The organism is Streptomyces sp. NPDC002324 (assembly GCF_053593335.1).
In genome coordinates, this window is record NZ_JBSFCF010000036.1 from 1 (window position 1) to 13723 (window position 13723).

At 71.4% G+C, this 13723-nt stretch carries 9 protein-coding genes; 4 read left to right on the forward strand and 5 right to left on the reverse strand.

Annotated elements, in window-relative coordinates:
- Positions 1 to 90: 90 nt before the first annotated feature.
- Together dnaJ and hrcA are read right to left on the reverse strand one after the other, a co-directional pair.
- Positions 91 to 1224 carry a molecular chaperone DnaJ gene (gene dnaJ, locus ACWCRJ_RS34320; RefSeq protein WP_005479261.1) on the reverse strand — a complete coding sequence of 378 codons (1134 nt, stop codon included), beginning with the start codon at positions 1222 to 1224 and terminating at the stop codon, positions 91 to 93.
- A complete protein-coding gene (hrcA, locus tag ACWCRJ_RS34325; RefSeq protein WP_046914266.1) occupies positions 1225 to 2241 on the reverse strand; it encodes a heat-inducible transcriptional repressor HrcA in 1017 nt (338 codons plus the stop codon). It abuts the gene before it with no gap.
- Positions 2242 to 2516: 275 nt separating this feature from the next.
- Here hrcA and ACWCRJ_RS34330 point away from each other — a divergent pair, with 275 nt between their 5' ends.
- Positions 2517 to 3257, forward strand: coding sequence for an MBL fold metallo-hydrolase (locus ACWCRJ_RS34330; protein WP_450942956.1), 741 nt, complete (start codon positions 2517 to 2519; stop codon positions 3255 to 3257).
- A 42-nt stretch (positions 3258 to 3299) separates the two neighbouring features.
- Positions 3300 to 4115, forward strand: coding sequence for a DUF3097 domain-containing protein (locus tag ACWCRJ_RS34335; RefSeq protein WP_450942957.1), 816 nt, complete (start codon positions 3300 to 3302; stop codon positions 4113 to 4115).
- Here ACWCRJ_RS34335 and ACWCRJ_RS34340 read toward each other — a convergent pair.
- The 3 genes from ACWCRJ_RS34340 to ACWCRJ_RS34350 form a co-directional block, all read right to left on the reverse strand.
- A complete protein-coding gene (locus tag ACWCRJ_RS34340) occupies positions 4093 to 4683 on the reverse strand; it encodes a Uma2 family endonuclease (protein WP_319363419.1) in 591 nt (196 codons plus the stop codon). The two genes, ACWCRJ_RS34335 and ACWCRJ_RS34340, sit on opposite strands and share 23 nt — an antisense overlap.
- A gap of 104 nt (positions 4684 to 4787) precedes the next feature.
- Positions 4788 to 6020 carry a radical SAM family heme chaperone HemW gene (gene hemW, locus ACWCRJ_RS34345; protein ID WP_450942958.1) on the reverse strand — a complete coding sequence of 411 codons (1233 nt, stop codon included), beginning with the start codon at positions 6018 to 6020 and terminating at the stop codon, positions 4788 to 4790.
- A gap of 31 nt (positions 6021 to 6051) precedes the next feature.
- Complete coding sequence (locus ACWCRJ_RS34350; protein ID WP_450942959.1) at positions 6052 to 8763, reverse strand: SpoIIE family protein phosphatase; 2712 nt, start codon at positions 8761 to 8763, stop codon at positions 6052 to 6054.
- Positions 8764 to 8867: 104 nt separating this feature from the next.
- Here ACWCRJ_RS34350 and ACWCRJ_RS34355 point away from each other — a divergent pair, with 104 nt between their 5' ends.
- Both ACWCRJ_RS34355 and ACWCRJ_RS34360 read left to right on the forward strand, forming a co-directional pair.
- Positions 8868 to 13067, forward strand: coding sequence for a HAMP domain-containing protein (locus tag ACWCRJ_RS34355; protein WP_450942960.1), 4200 nt, complete (start codon positions 8868 to 8870; stop codon positions 13065 to 13067).
- Entirely contained in the window at positions 13064 to 13645 is a 582-nt protein-coding gene (locus tag ACWCRJ_RS34360) for a response regulator (protein WP_450942961.1), read from the forward strand. The genes ACWCRJ_RS34355 and ACWCRJ_RS34360 overlap by 4 nt, the downstream gene beginning before the upstream one ends.
- The last annotated feature ends 78 nt before the right edge of the window (positions 13646 to 13723 follow it).

Here is a 13723-nt window from a genome sequence, read left to right on the forward strand (position 1 = left end):
GTTCCCCGCGCCCCTGAAAGCCCAGGCTTTTCAGGGGCGCGGGGAACTGCGCGAGAAGCCCCACCGGACCCGCCCCGGCGACGCACCCGCTCAGCGCCCGTTGAACGCGTCCTTCAGCCGGGAGAACAACCCCTGCTGCCCGGGCTGGAACTGCCCCGTGGGCCGCTCCTCACCCCGAAGCACCGCGAGCTGCCGCAGCAGCGCCTCCTGCTCGGGATCCAGCTTCGTCGGCGTCTGCACCTCGACGTGGACGATGAGGTCGCCCCGGCCGCCGCCCCGCAGATGCGTGACACCCCGGCCGTGCAACGGGATCGACTGCCCGGACTGGGTCCCGGGCCGGATGTCGACCTCCTCCAGACCGTCCAGCGTCTCCAGCGGCACCTTCGTGCCGAGCGACGCCGCCGTCATCGGGATCGTCACCGTGCAGTGCAGATCGTCTCCGCGCCGCTGGAACGTCGAGTGCGGCAGCTCGTGGATCTCGACGTAGAGATCACCGGCGGGACCGCCGCCGGGCCCGACCTCGCCCTCACCGGCGAGCTGGATCCGCGTGCCGTTGTCGACACCGGCCGGGATCTTGACCGTGAGCGTCCGCCGCGACCGCACCCGTCCGTCGCCCGCGCACTCGGGGCACGGGTTGGGGACGATCGTGCCGAACCCCTGGCACTGGGGGCAGGGCCGGGAGGTCATGACCTGGCCGAGGAAGGACCGCGTGACCTGCGAGACCTCACCCCGGCCCCGGCACATGTCACAGGTCTGGGCGGTCGTGCCCGGGGCCGCGCCCTCGCCGCTGCACGTCGTACAGACGATGGCGGTGTCGACCTGGATGTCCTTCGTCGTGCCGAAGGCCGCCTCGTCGAGGTCGATCTCCAGCCGGATCATCGCGTCCTGTCCCCGGCGCGTGCGCGAGCGGGGACCCCGCTGCGACGCCGTACCGAAGAAGGCGTCCATGATGTCCGAGAAGTTCCCGAAGCCGCCGGCGCCGAAGCCGCCCGCGCCGCCGCCCGCCTGGGACAGGGGGTCGCCGCCGAGGTCGTAGACCTGCTTCTTCTGCGGGTCCGACAACACCTCGTAGGCGGCGTTGATCTCCTTGAACCGCTCCTGGGTCTTCGGATCGGGATTGACGTCCGGGTGCAGCTCGCGCGCGAGCCTCCGGAACGCCTTCTTGATCTCGTCCTGGGACGCGTCGCGGCGCACGCCGAGCACGGCGTAAAAGTCCGTGGCCACTTAAGACTCCGCCAGGATCTGTCCGACGTACCGTGCCACCGCTCGTACCGCTCCCATCGTTCCCGGATAGTCCATGCGCGTAGGTCCGACCACGCCCAGTTTCGCTACTGCCTCGCCGCCCGAACCGTAGCCGACGGAGACGACGGACGTGGAGTTGAGTCCCTCATACGCGTTCTCATGACCGATGCGTACGGTCATGCCCGAATCCCCGGCCTCGCCAAGCAACTTGAGGAGGACGACCTGCTCCTCCAAGGCTTCCAGAACGGGCCGGATGGTGAGGGGGAAGTCATGTCCGAAGCGGGTGAGATTGGCGGTTCCGCCGATCATCAGCCGCTCCTCGCTCTCCTCGACCAGCGCCTCCAGCAGGGTGGAGAGCACCGTGGATACCGTGCCCCGGTCCTCCAGGTCGAAGGCCTCGGGCAGGTCCTCGACCAGTCTCGGCACATCGGTGAACCGGCGGCCCGCGACCTTGCTGTTGAGCCGGGCCCGCAGATCCGCGAGTGACGTTTCTCCGAACGGCGCCGGGCAGTCGACCAGCCGCTGTTCCACCCGTCCCGTGTCCGTGATCAGCACGAGCATCAGCCGGGCGGGAGCCAGCGACAGCAGCTCCACATGCCGCACCGTCGACCGTGTGAGCGACGGATACTGCACGACGGCGACCTGCCGCGTGAGCTGCGCGAGCAGCCGTACGGTCCGCGCCACCACGTCGTCGAGGTCGACGGCGCCGTCCAGGAAGTTCTGGATGGCGCGCCGCTCGGGCGGGGTCATGGGCTTGACGCCGGCCAGCTTGTCGACGAAGAGCCGGTACCCCTTGTCGGTGGGGATGCGGCCCGCGCTGGTGTGGGGCTGGGCGATGAAGCCCTCGTCCTCCAGCGCCGCCATGTCGTTGCGGACGGTCGCCGGGGAGACGCCCAGGTTGTGCCGCTCCGTGAGCGCCTTGGAACCGACCGGCTCCTCGGTGCCCACATAGTCCTGGACGATGGCGCGCAGCACCTGCAGCCTGCGTTCACTGAGCACCGCGCACACCTCCAGCTCGCTCTCCTGTGGCTTCCCCTTGGCACTCACCCCGGGCGAGTGCCAACACTCCCCGCCCAGTGTACGGCGGTGGGGTACGCCCCCGGCAAGGCCGGTCCAGCCATGTCATGCCGACGTGTACCGACCTGTCCGACGATGTCGGGCGAACGGCCGGACCTCGTCCTACCGCCGGGTACGCGACGACCGGCCCCCTCCGGCGGCCGAAAAGCGGCGGGGAGCCGCGGTGCGCCTCGGGGGGCTACGGCTAGCGTCGGCGCATGACGGTGACTTGGGAAGAGTGCGGGTGGCAGGGATTGACGCCCCGGGTCGGACGGTGCCGCCTGCCCGGCTGGGACTGCACGGCCGGGCTGGTGGTCGGGGACGGTGCGGCCCTGCTGATCGACGCGGGTTCGAGCCTCCGGGAGGGCGCGCGGTTGCGCGACGAGGCGTGTCGGCTGCTCGGTGGCGCCCGTGTGACACATCTCGCGCTCACCCATGCGCACTTCGACCATGTCTTCGGAGCGTCCGCGTTCGCCGGGGTGGAGGTCTTCGGCGCGGTGGGGGTCGACGGCGTCCTGGCCCGCGACCGCGAGACCCTCCGCGCGGACGCCGTGCACCACGGCCTCCCCCCGGCGGACGCCACGGAGGCGGCCGACCTCCTCGTACGGCCCCGCCGTCATGTGTCCGGCGAACGGACCCTCGACCTGGGCGGTGACCTGCGGGTCCTCCTGGCGAACGTCGGGCCGGGGCACACGGGCCACGACCTCGCGGTCCTGGTGCCGGGGACCGCGGACGGCTCACGCGATGTCGTGTTCTGCGGGGACCTGGTGGAGGAGTCCGGCGAACCCCAGGCGGGCCCCGACGCGATCCCCGCCCGCTGGCCGGCCGCCCTGGACCGGCTGCTGGACCTCGGCGGCGAGGACGCGCTGTACGTGCCCGGCCACGGGGCGGTGGTGGACGCGGCGTTCGTCCGGGCCCAGCGGGACGCGCTGGCCCGGCGTTTCGGCGTGTCGGGCTGAGGGCGCGGGCATCCGGGTGCGGCTTCTCCTATCGTCACTCGAATGCGCCAGTACTCGCCCGACCTGACCCCTCCCTGGAAGAAGCCCGCGCCGGCTCCCGAGGTCCCGGCCGACCCCGGTCTGGTCGTCGAGGAGCCCGGCACCGGCTTCTGCGGCGCGGTCGTCCGCTGCGAGGCGGGCACGGTGACCCTGGAGGACCGCTTCGGCAAGCACCGCGTGTTCCCGCTGGAGCCCCGGGGCTTCCTGCTGGAGGGCCGGGTGGTGACGCTGGTGCGTCCCTCGTCGACGGCCCCGGCCCGTCCCTCCCGCACCGCCTCGGGTTCGGTGGCCGTCCCGGGCGCCCGCGCGCGCGTGGCCCGCGCCGGGCGCATCTACGTGGAGGGCCGCCACGACGCCGAACTGGTCGAGAAGGTCTGGGGCGACGACCTGCGCGTCGAGGGCGTGGTCGTGGAGTACCTGGAGGGCGTGGACGACCTGCCCGCGATCGTCGCGGACTTCGCGCCGGGCCCGGACGCCCGTCTCGGGGTCCTGGTCGACCATCTGGTCCCCGGCAGCAAGGAGTCCCGTATCGCGGCGTCGGTGACCAGCGAGCACGCGCTCGTCGTCGGCCACCCGTACATCGACATCTGGGAGGCCGTGAAGCCGGCGTCGGTGGGCATCGAGGCGTGGCCGCGCGTACCGCGCGGGCAGGACTGGAAGACGGGGGTGTGCCGGGCGCTGGGGTGGCCCTCGGAGAACACGGGGGCGGTGTGGCAGGCGATTCTGGGGAGGGTGGGGTCCTATCGGGACCTGGAGCCGGAGCTGCTGGGGCGGGTGGAGGAGCTGATCGACTTCGTCACGGATAGCGGTGGGGCCTGACCTTCTCGTAGGCGGCGAATTCGCTGGTCTCCAGCTCGATGCCGATGGGCTCCAGCGGGGTGAGATCGCCGAACTTGGTGATCCGTTGGCACCGGTAGTCCGCGTCTTCCCCCTCGCCCGTCGGCTCGGTGAGGAGCACACACTGGCCCATGATGGGGTCGATGATGAAGTAGGCAGGAATCTTGGCCGCTGCGTAGATCGACCGTTTGACCGTGTAGTCCCGGTCCACACTTGTCTTGGAAACGACCTCCACCAACAAAGTGATGACCTCGGACGGCATCAGCCTTCCGTGTCCGGGTCCGGCGCCTCGCTCGATCACCACTAGGTCTGGTTGCGGCTCACTGGTCTCTTCGAGGATGGCGATGTCCTGAGTCTGGAGTCGCCGCCAGTGCCGCCGGGGGATCTGGTCCTGCACCGCCTCCACGATGTCGTTGTGGGCCACGTCTGGCCCCGCCATCATCACAATTACCCCCCGGAGGAGTTCGACTTTGAAGCCTTCGGGAACCTCGAGGTTCTCGAAGACCTTCACGATGCCGGTGGTCATGGGTCGGTCGTCCACAGCGGTCATCTCCGCAGTCCTCCGGTTTCCGCCACCGTGCGCTTTCGGCGGCAGCCTACGAATCAGGTTAGGCATCGAACCCCCGTTCCGCACGGATTCACCCACCCGAGTGATCAGTCCACCAAGTCCCGCACCACCGCATCCGCCAGCAACCGCCCCCGCAGGGTGAGCACCGCGCGCCCCTCCTCGTACGGTCCCGGCTCCAACAGCCCGCCGGAGAGGGCGCGCTCGGCGGCGGTGAGGCCTTCCTGTCGCAGCAGCGACAACGGGCAGCCCTCCCGGAGCCGCAGCTCCAGCAGGATGCGCTCGACCCTGCGGTCCTCGTCCGCCAGCAGCTCACGCCCGGCGCCCGGCGACTTCCCCGCCGCCAGCGCGCCCGCGTACGCGCCGGGGTGCTTGACGTTCCACCAGCGCACGCCACCGACGTGGCTGTGGGCGCCCGGCCCCGCGCCCCACCAGTCGGCGCCGCGCCAGTACAGCTCGTTGTGCAGGCAGCGTCCGGCGTCGGAGGTGGCCCAGTTGGAGACCTCGTACCAGTCGAACCCGGCGGCCGAGAGCCGCTCCTCGGCGATGAGGTAGCGGTCGGCGTGGACGTCGTCGTCGGTCATCGGCACCTCGCCCCGGCGGATGCGCCGCGCGAGCTGCGTGCCCTCCTCCACGATCAGCGCGTACGCCGAGACGTGGTCCGGTCCGGCGCCGAGCGCGGCGTCCAGGGAGGCCCGCCAGTCGTCGTCGGACTCGCCCGGTGTGCCGTAGATCAGGTCGAGGTTGACGTGGTCGAAGCCCGCCGCGCGTGCCTCCGCGACGCACGCCTCCGGCCGCCCCGGCGTGTGCGTACGGTCGAGGATCTTCAGGACGTGCTGCCGGGCGCTCTGCATACCGAAGGAGAGGCGGTTGAAGCCGCCCGCGCGCAAGGTCTCCAGATAGGCGGGGTCGACCGACTCCGGGTTCGCCTCCGTCGTCACCTCCGCGTCGTCCGCGAGACCGAACTCGTCCCGGATCGCCCCCAGCATCCGTACGAGGTCGTCGGCGGCCAGCAGCGTGGGCGTGCCGCCGCCGACGAAGACGGTGCGGACGGGGCGCGGGTCGTCGCCGAGCACCTTGCGGGCGAGACGGATCTCGTCGAGGACCGTGTCCGCGTAGTTGTCGCGGGAGGCGAGGACGCCACCGGTGCCGCGCAGCTCGGTGGCGGTGTAGGTGTTGAAGTCGCAGTAGCCGCAGCGGGTCGCGCAGTACGGGACGTGCAGATAGAACCCGAGGGGCCGCTCGGCCGCTCCGGCCAGGGCGTGCGCGGGCAGCGCGCCGTCGTCGGGGACGGGCTCACCGTCGGGGAGTGCGGAAGGCATGTCCCCCATTGTCCAGCACCCCCGCCGGTCCTCATTCCGCCCTCAGCACCAGCAGCGCGAGGTCGTCGTCGGGTGGCCCCTCCCCGAACTCGTGGACGAGTCGTCGGATGCGTTCGGCGATCAGCCGGGCGTCGAGCCCGGCGCAGCCGGAGAGCGCGCGGGCCAGGCCGTCCCCGTCGTCGAACATGCGTGGGCCGCTGCGCCGCTCGGTGACCCCGTCGGTCACGCACAGCAGGGTGTCGCCGCGCCGCAGCTCGAACGTCTCGGAGACGTACTCGGTGTCCTCGATCACCCCGAGCAGCGTCTGCGGCTCGGCCACGGCCCGTACGTCGCCGTCGGGGCCCAGGAGCAGCGGCAGCGGGTGCCCGGCGGAGGCGAGGGTGCAGCGGACGCCGCCGTCGACGGGGACGAGTTCGCCGTAGAGGAGGGAGAGGAAGCGGGTCTGCGGGCCGTCGGGGTCGACGAGGCCGGGGTCGCCGGCGGTGACCAGGGCGCGGGCGGCGGCGTCGGCCGCCTCGGTGGCGTCGTCGAGGAGGAGCTGGTTGAGGCGGTCGAGCACGTCCGCGACGCCGTAGCCCTCGCGGGCGAGCAGCCGCAGCCAGGGCCTGGCGAGGCCGATGACGACGGCCGCCTCGGGGCCCTTGCCCTGGACGTCGCCGATCGCGAAGCACCAGCGGCCCCGGCCCGCCGGGAAGAGGTCGTAGAAGTCGCCGCTGGGTCCGCCCTTGTCGCACGGCTCGTAGACGAGCGCGCTCGACACGCCGGGGATCTCGGCGACCGCGCCCGGCAGCAGTCCACGCTGCAGGACACGGCTGATGGTGGCCTGACGGGCGTACTGGCGGGCCGCGCCGATGGACAACGCGATCCGCCGGCTGAGGTCCTCGACCAGCCCGGTCACCTCGTCGGGAAACCGCGGCAGCCCGGCCCGCCCGATCACGAGCGTGCCGAGCGGCCGTCCACCGGCGATGAGCCGATACGCGAGCGCGGCCCCGCCTTCGCCCTCCGGGCTCGGGCCGCCTCGGCCGCGCGCCGCTCGGCCTCCGTGCTCCGCCGGCGGTCCGGGTGCGCGTCGGGACGCCCCGGCTTCGTCCTCCATCGCCGACTCGACTACGCGGTACGACCCCCCGCCGGCGCACTCCACCGCCGACCCGGCTTCGTCGGGTACTAGGGCCACTTCGGCCACTTCGGCCACTTCGGGTACTTCGGCCACTTCGGCTTCGTCGGGCACTCCGGGCACTTCGGTTCCGTCGGGCACTTCGGCTCCGTCGGCCACTCCGGCCACTTCGGCCACTCCGGCTACTTCGGCTCCGTCGGCCACTTCGGCTTCGACGGCCACTCCGTCCACCCCGGCTCCGTCGGCCACCCCCGCCACTCCGGCCACTCCAGCCACCCCGGCCACGTCCGCGACCGGCCCGCCTGCGCCCCGCGGTCCCGGCCGGGCCGGGCCTCGGGACGCCGGCTCTTCGCCCACCGCGGCCGACCCGGCCCCGCAGTGGGGCGCCCCGCGCTCCACCGGCCCGACCGCATCGGGGAGCACCCCGACGCCGGCCTCCGGCACCGGCACGGCTTCGTCCTGGGGGGCCTCGCCCACACCGGCCACCACGTGCCCGGCGACGCCCGCCACCGGCCCCGCTTCGGACCTGGGCGCCCCGCCCTCCGCCTCCTCCCCCAGCTCCGGCCACGGCACGGGCACCGCCCTCGACCGCACCGCGTCGGGCAACCTCGGGGGGTTCTTCTCCAGGGCTCGGCGCAGTTCCTCGATGCGGTTCTCGCTGCCGTGCCAGACGCGGGCGAGGCGGGGCGCGGGGCCGAACGAGGCGTCGCCGGCGCGCCAGCCCAGCCCCTCCTCCTCCAGCCACACCGCGCACCAGTCGGCCAGCCTCGGCACGAGCAGCTGCCCGGCGAGTGCGGCGACCAGGTCCTCGTCCAGCTGCCCGGTGAGCAGATCGGACGCCTCGGCGAGGAAGGAGAGGGCGCCCCGGTTCAGCCACTCCCGATCGCGCTCCCCATCGGGCCGGGGCACGGGCGCGACGAGGTCGACCGGGCGCACGCCCTGTGCCAGGTCACCGGCGTACGCCCGCGCATCCCAGGCGTCGTCGGCCCGGTCCCCCAGGGCCCCTTCGGCCGCCGGGCCGCCCTCGTCCCCGCCGTACGGCTCGAACGCCCCCTCCACCGCCATCGCCCCGTCGACCGACAGCCGGGCCCAGACGGTCTTCACGCCGGTCCGGTAGGTGATCCCCCAGGCTTCGCAGAGCGCGGCGACCAGGCGCAGGCCCCGCCCGTACTCGGCGGCCCCGTAAGGCCGTTCGACGAGGTAGGGCCGTTCGGCGCTCTCGCCTCGTACCGCCCGGGAGGGATGGTGGTCCGAGACCTCCAGGAGCAGCCATCCGGGGGCGGTGGGGGCGTCGCGGCCGAGGCGGCAGAGCAGTTCGACGTCGGTGCCGGCGTGGACGACCGCGTTGGTGACCAGCTCACTGACCACCACGAGCACGTCCTCGGCGAGGCGGGCCGTGACCGCGGCGGCACCGGGCAGGCCCAGCTCGGCCCACTCCGTGAGCGCGGCACCCACGAAGCGCCGGGCGGCTCCGGGCGCGAGCGGCCCGCCCGGAAGCGACAGGTGCGCCGTCGCGCGCCGGTCGAGCCCCGCGTACGCGGGCGCGGCGTACAGGGACTCGGAACCGACGCGCGCCGGCGCATCAGAAGCGCAGGACACGGTGTCCCGTTGCGTCGGAATGGCCCCCACTGAGCGGCTCCCTGAGAAAGTTCGGACGAATAGGCCTCAGGCGGCACGGCCAGAGTGACAGACTGACCACGCCCATAAGCACCGAGTCACCGAAGTGGGCCACCATGAGTGAGAACAGTGGTACGCGGTTGTCCGAAAACGGTCAGAAGGACAGCCGAACGGACGGACTGATCCGGGCGTCCGATCTCCGCGCGCTGGCCGCGGCCATGACCGCGGCCCGCGACGGCAGCTTCACGAAGGTCCCGGAGACGGGTCCCGCGCCGGTCGCGGAACTGTGCGCCCTCTTCAACCAGATCATCGACCGCAGCACCCACTTCGGCTCCGAAGTACAGCGTGTGCGGCGCGAGTTGGTCCGGCACGGCCGCCTCGACGAGCGGCTCTCCGCCAGTCCGGGCCAGGGCGCCTGGGCGACCCGCGTCGACGACGTGAACCAGACGCTCGACGCCCTGGTCGCGCCCGCCGCGAACGCCACGCGCGTGCTGGACGCGGTGGCCGGCGGCGATCTGACCCAGCGTGTCGACCTGCATGACGGAACCCGTCAACTGCGGGGCGATCTGCGGCGGTTGGGCAGCACCGTGAACAAGATGGTCGACCAGCTGTCGCTGTTCACCGGCGAGGTGACGAGGGTCGCCCGCGAGGTCGGCACGGAGGGACGCCTCGGCGGCCGGGCCAAGGTCCGTGGACTGTCCGGGAGTTGGCGGGACGTGACGGAGGCGGTCAACACCATGGCCGCCCGGCTGACCGCGCAGGTGCGGGACATCGCCCTGGTCACCACCTCGGTGGCGCGCGGCGACCTCACCCGGACGGTGACCGTCGAGGCGACCGGCGAGCTGCTGGAGCTGAAGCTCACCGTGAACACGATGGTGGACCAGCTCTCCGCCTTCGCCGACGAAGTGACCCGGGTGGCTCGCGAGGTCGGCACAGAGGGCCGGCTCGGCGGGCGCGCGCAGGTGCGGGGCGTCTCCGGCGTCTGGAAGGACCTCACCGACAACGTCAACTTCATGGCGTCGAACCTGACGTCGCAGGTCCGCAACATCGCCCAGGTCACCACCGCCGTCGCCAACGGCGACCTGAGCCAGAAGATCACGGTCGACGCGCAGGGCGAGATCCTGGAGCTGAAGTCGACGATCAACACGATGGTCGACCAGCTCTCCGCCTTCGCCGACGAAGTGACCCGGGTGGCCCGCGAGGTCGGCACCGAAGGAAACCTCGGCGGCCGCGCGCAGGTCCGGGGCGTCTCCGGCGTCTGGAAGGACCTCACCGACAACGTCAACTTCATGGCGGACAACCTGACCTCCCAGGTCAGGAACATCGCCCTCGTCTCCACGGCCGTCGCCCAGGGCGATCTCGGCAAGAAGATCACGGTCGAGGCGAAGGGCGAGATCCTGGAGCTGAAGTCGACGATCAACACGATGGTCGACCAGCTCTCCGCCTTCGCCGACGAGGTCACCCGCGTCGCCCGCGAGGTCGGCACCGAAGGAAACCTCGGCGGTCAGGCGCAGGTCCGGGGCGTCTCCGGCGTCTGGAAGGACCTCACCGACAACGTCAACTTCATGGCCCTGAACCTGACCTCGCAGGTCCGCAACATCGCCCAGGTGACGACCGCCGTCGCCAACGGCGACCTCTCCAAGAAGATCACCGTCGACGCGCGCGGCGAGATCCTGGAACTGAAGGACACCGTCAACACGATGGTGGAACAACTGCGGGCCTTCGCCGACGAGGTGACGAGGGTCGCCCGCGAGGTCGGCACCGACGGCGCGCTCGGCGGCCGGGCCCAGGTGCAGGGCGTGTCGGGCGTCTGGCGGGACCTGACCGACAACGTCAACTACATGGCGGACAACCTGACTTCGCAGGTCAGGAACATCGCCCAGGTGACCACGGCGGTGGCCAACGGCGACCTCTCCAAGAAGATCGACGTGGACGCGCGCGGCGAGATCCTGGAGCTGAAGACCGCCATCAACACGATGGTCGACACCCTCTCCTCCTTCTCCTCCGAGGTCACCCGCGTGGCCCGCGAGGTCGGCTCCGAGGGCCGACTCGGCGGCCAGGCCCGGGTCGAGGGCGTCTACGGCACCTGGAAGCGCCTGACGACGAACGTGAACGAGCTCGCCTCGAACCTGACCACCCAGGTCCGCGCGATCGCCGAGGTCGCCTCCGCCGTGGCCCAGGGCGACATGTCCCGCTCGATCACGGTGGAGACGCAGGGCGAGGTTGCGGAGCTGAAGGACAACATCAACCTGATGGTGGCCAACCTCCGCGAGACCACCCGCGCGAAGGACTGGCTGGAGTCCAACCTCGCCCGCCTCGCAGCCCTGATGCAGGGCCACCGCGACCTGATGGAGGTCGCCGACCTGATCCTGCGCGAGCTGACCCCGCTGGTGAACGCCCAGTACGGCGCCTTCTACCTGGCCGACCCCGACGAGGACGGCGCGGCCCCGCTCCCGGTGGCGCCCACCAAGGGCCTCGCCTTCATCGCGGGCTACGGCGCGGCGCAGGGCGCGACCGTCGAGACCGGTGGCCTCCCCGTGCACGGGCTCGTCGCGCAGGCGGCCCGCGAGAAGAAGCGGATCCTGGTGGAGGAGGCCCCGCCGGGCTACATCAAGATCAACAGCGGTCTCGGGGAGGCCTCCCCGTCCAGCGTCGTGATCATCCCGATCCTCTTCGAGGACAAACTCCTCGGCGTGATCGAGCTGGCGTCCTTCTCCCGCTTCTCCGACGTCCACCTGGCGTTCTTCGACCAGTTCGTGAACACCATCGGCGTCGCCATCAACACCATCATCGCCAACTCCCGCACCGAGTCCCTCCTCGGCGAGTCCCAGCGCCTCGCCATGCAGCTCCAGGAACGCTCCGACGAACTCCAGAAACAGCAGGCGGAGCTGCGTCGCTCGAACGCCGAACTGGAGGAGAAGGCGGCCCTGTTGGCCACCTCCTCGCAGTACAAGTCGGAGTTCCTGGCGAACATGTCCCACGAACTGCGCACCCCGCTGAACTCGCTGCTGATCCTGGCCCGGCTGCTCTCCGACAACCCGGACGGCCATCTCACCGACCAGGAGGTGCAGTTCGCGACCACGATCCACCGCTCGGGCTCCGACCTCCTCCAGCTGATCAACGACATCCTCGACCTCTCGAAGATCGAGGCCGGCCGGATGGACGTACGCCCCAAACGCCTGCCGCTCATCAAGCTCCTGGACTACGTCCACGCCACGTTCCGCCCGCTCACCCTCGACCGGGGCCTGGCCTTCGAGGTCGCGGTCGGCGAGAACGTGCCGCGCGAGATGTACTCGGACGAGCAGCGCCTCCAGCAGATCCTGCGCAACCTCCTGTCCAACGCCATCAAGTTCACCGCTTCGGGGCGCGTCGAACTGGCTGTCAACCGCGTCAAGGACCCCGACCACCGGTTCACCCGCGAGGACCACGACGAGGTCATCGCCTTCGCGGTCTCCGACACCGGAATCGGTATCGCGCCCGAGAAACTCCCGGTGATCTTCGAGGCGTTCCAGCAGGCCGACGGCACCACCAACCGCAAGTACGGCGGCACCGGTCTCGGCCTGTCCATCAGCCGGGAGATCGCCGGTCTGCTGGGCGGCCGCATCATCGCCGAGAGCGTCCCCGGCAAGGGCTCCACCTTCACCCTGTACGTGCCCGTCTTCAGCCCCGGCCACGGGCTGCCGGGACCCGCCGCCGCCGAGGAGCCCGGCACCCTCGTACCCGAGCAGCTGACGACCGAGCCGTACCCGGCCGCACACGACAGCGACGACACCTGGCCCGCGCCCACCAAACTGGAGGCGTGGAAGGCGGGACGCGCCGGCCAGGTGCTGCCCGGCCGCCGGGTGCTGATCGTCGACGACGACATCCGCAACGTCTTCGCGCTCACCCACGTCCTGGGCCGTGTCGGCATGCCCGTCCTGTACGCGGAGAACGGCCGCGAGGGCATCGAGACCCTGGAGCGCAACCCGGACGTCGAACTCGTCCTGATGGACATCATGATGCCGGAGATGGACGGCTACGAGACGATCTCCGCCATCCGCCGCACCCCACGCTGGGCGGGCCTGCCCATCGTCGCCCTCACCGCCAAGGCGATGCCCGGCGACCGCGACAAGTCCATCGCCCGCGGCGCCAACGACTACGTACCGAAGCCCGTGGACGTCGACCAACTGCTCACGGTCGTCTGCGCGGTCCTGGACCCGGAGAGCCCGGAGAACACGGAGGGCGCGCGGAGCCCGCAGGGCACGCGGAGCCCGGCGGACGCGGCGGACCCGGCACCCGAGAAACGCACCGACGAGAACGAGGCACCCTCACCATGACCACTCGGGACCGGACCGACGGACGCGCGGGCATCCTCCTCGTCGACGACATGGAGGACAACCTGGTCGCCCTGGAGGCCGTCCTGGCATCTCTCGACGAGCCGCTGGTACGCGCCCGTTCGGGCGAGGAGGCCATGAAGGCCCTCCTGAGGCAGCGCTTCGCCGTCGTCCTCCTCGACATCCGGATGCCCGGCATGGACGGCTTCGAGACCGCCGCCCACATCAAGCGCCTCGACCAGACCAAGGACGTCCCGATCATCTTCCTCACCGGTACGGACGCCGACGCCGGCTACGCCTTCCGCGGCTACGCCACCGGCGCGGCGGACTACGTCACCAAGCCCTTCGACCCCTGGGTGTTACGGGCGAAGGTGAGCGTCTTCCTGGAACTGCACCGCAAGACCCGGGAGTTGGAGAGCCTGATGACGAGGCGGCGTGAACACACGGAACAGGTCGACGCGCGCCTCGCGGCCCTGGACAAGCAACTGGCCCAGCCCGCCCCGGACCTGACGGAGGTCCGAATACAGATCCAGGACCTCCGTCAGCTGGTGGCAGGAGAGGCGGGAGAGCACAGCACGTGACCCGGGGGACGCAGGGCCGCACGACCGGCCCTCCCGGACCACGCCTCGCCATCGGCCCCCCGCTCCCGTGCGGCGGGC

Bases quoted from the DNA above. Each gene is read 5' to 3' on its own strand.
- ACWCRJ_RS34355 (WP_450942960.1), top strand. From the start codon at position 8,868: ATGAGTGAGAACAGTGGTACGCGGTTGTCCGAAAACGGTCAGAAGGAC.
- ACWCRJ_RS34360 (WP_450942961.1), top strand. From the start codon at position 13,064: ATGACCACTCGGGACCGGACCGACGGACGCGCGGGCATCCTCCTCGTC.
- ACWCRJ_RS34335 (WP_450942957.1), top strand. From the start codon at position 3,300: ATGCGCCAGTACTCGCCCGACCTGACCCCTCCCTGGAAGAAGCCCGCG.
- ACWCRJ_RS34330 (WP_450942956.1), top strand. From the start codon at position 2,517: ATGACGGTGACTTGGGAAGAGTGCGGGTGGCAGGGATTGACGCCCCGG.
- hemW (WP_450942958.1), bottom strand. From the start codon at position 6,020: ATGCCTTCCGCACTCCCCGACGGTGAGCCCGTCCCCGACGACGGCGCG.
- ACWCRJ_RS34340 (WP_319363419.1), bottom strand. From the start codon at position 4,683: ATGACCGCTGTGGACGACCGACCCATGACCACCGGCATCGTGAAGGTC.